This window comes from Nocardia sp. NPDC059154 (assembly GCF_042755705.1).
Classification (GTDB): domain Bacteria; phylum Actinomycetota; class Actinomycetes; order Mycobacteriales; family Mycobacteriaceae; genus Nocardia.
Map to the genome: position 1 here is coordinate 1 of NZ_JBHZCS010000121.1, position 1,766 is coordinate 1,766.

The 1,766-nt window shown below is 69.1% G+C and carries 2 protein-coding genes; both read left to right on the plus strand.

Annotated elements, in window-relative coordinates; genetic code table 11:
• Positions 1 to 48: 48 nt before the first annotated feature.
• Positions 49 to 1,089, plus strand: coding sequence for a lipoyl synthase (gene lipA / locus ACFXN1_RS49130; RefSeq protein WP_357010675.1), 1,041 nt, complete (start codon positions 49 to 51; stop codon positions 1,087 to 1,089).
• Positions 1,090 to 1,272: 183 nt separating this feature from the next.
• Positions 1,273 to 1,766, plus strand: a 494-nt coding sequence (locus ACFXN1_RS49135; RefSeq protein WP_379464064.1) for a GTP-binding protein, incomplete at its 3' end; no start/stop codon positions are given.

Here is a 1,766-nt window from a genome sequence, read left to right on the forward strand (position 1 = left end):
GAACCGTGCCCGTCAAGGCCGAATGATCATGAGCGTAGGGTGGACAAAGTGACTTCCGTCGATACCCCGACATCGAATGACCCGGCCGCACCCAACGGCCGCAAGCTGCTTCGCATCGAGGCCCGCAACGCCGAGACCCCGATCGAGCGCAAGCCCTCGTGGATCCGCACCCGCGCCACCATGGGACCCGAGTACACCGAACTCAAGGGTCTGGTGAAACGCGAAGGGCTGCACACGGTTTGCGAGGAAGCCGGGTGTCCCAACATCTTCGAGTGCTGGGAGGACCGCGAGGCCACCTTCCTCATCGGCGGTGAGCAGTGCACCCGCCGCTGCGACTTCTGCCAGATCGACACCGGCAAGCCCGCCGCCCTGGACCGGGACGAGCCGCGGCGCGTGGCCGAGAGCGTGCAGGCCATGGGGCTGCGCTACTCGACCGTCACCGGCGTCGCGCGCGACGACCTCGAGGACGGCGGCGCGTGGCTGTACGCCGAGACCGTGCGCGCCATCAAGCGGCTCAACCCGCACACCGGCGTCGAGCTGCTGATCCCGGACTTCAATGCCGTGCCCGAGCAGCTGGCCGAGGTCTTCGAGTCGCGGCCGGAGGTGCTCGCGCACAACCTGGAGACGGTGCCGCGCATCTTCAAGCGCATCCGGCCGGCCTTCCGCTACGAGCGGTCGCTGGCGGTCATCACCGCCGCGCGCGAGGCCGGTCTGGTCACCAAGTCCAACCTCATCCTGGGCATGGGCGAGACCCCGGAGGAAGTCACCCAGGGGCTGCGCGACCTGCACGAGGCGGGCTGCGACATCATCACCATCACCCAGTACCTGCGGCCCTCCCCGCGCCACCACCCGGTCGACCGGTGGGTGAAGCCGGAGGAGTTCGTGGAGCACTCCAAGGCCGCCGAGGCCATGGGCTTCGCCGGGGTGATGGCTGGTCCGCTGGTCCGCTCGTCCTACCGTGCGGGTCGCCTGTACGCCCAGGCCATGCGTCACCACGGTCGTGAGATCTCTCCGGAGATGGCCCATCTCGCCGAGGAGGGCAGCGCGGCGCAGGAGGCGACCAGCGTGCTGGCGCGCTTCGGCTCCTAGCCGATCGAATTCGTGCACTGTGGCCCGGACGCTCCGTCCGGGCCACAGTCGTTTTGCGCCACCTCGCCAGGTGAACGCCGGGTATCGGCGCGCCATCCAAATCGGTTCGCTCGATTCGTGGACGTGTGCGCGGCGCTGGTGGGAAGCTCGAAGGACCGCATTGATCGACCCCGGGAGCGAGCCATGGTCGAGCGAACGACGACGTCGCAAGGTGTCAACGGCAGGGTGGTCGTGGCCGAAAGGCCGGCCGATATACGGAATGTGGTGCTGGTAGGCCACAGCGGGTCCGGGAAGACCACGCTGGTGGAGGCGCTCGCCGTCGCGGCCGGGGCGGTACCCCGGGCCGGGCGGGTCGAGGACGGCACCTCCGTCTCGGACTACGACGACATCGAGCAGCGACAACATCGGTCCGTGCAACTGTCGGTGGTGCCGATGGGCTGGGACCACGTCAAGGTCAATCTTCTCGACACCCCCGGCTACGCGGATTTCGTCGGGGAACTCAGGGCCGGTCTGCGAGCGGCGGACGCGGCCCTTTTCGTGCTCTCCGCCGCCGCGGGCGTGGAGGGCGTGAGCGGGGCGACGCTGGCACTGTGGGAGGAGTGCGCGCGCGTCGGCATGCCGCGCGCCATCGTGCTCACCCATCTGGACACCGCGCGCGCGGACTTCGAGGACACAAC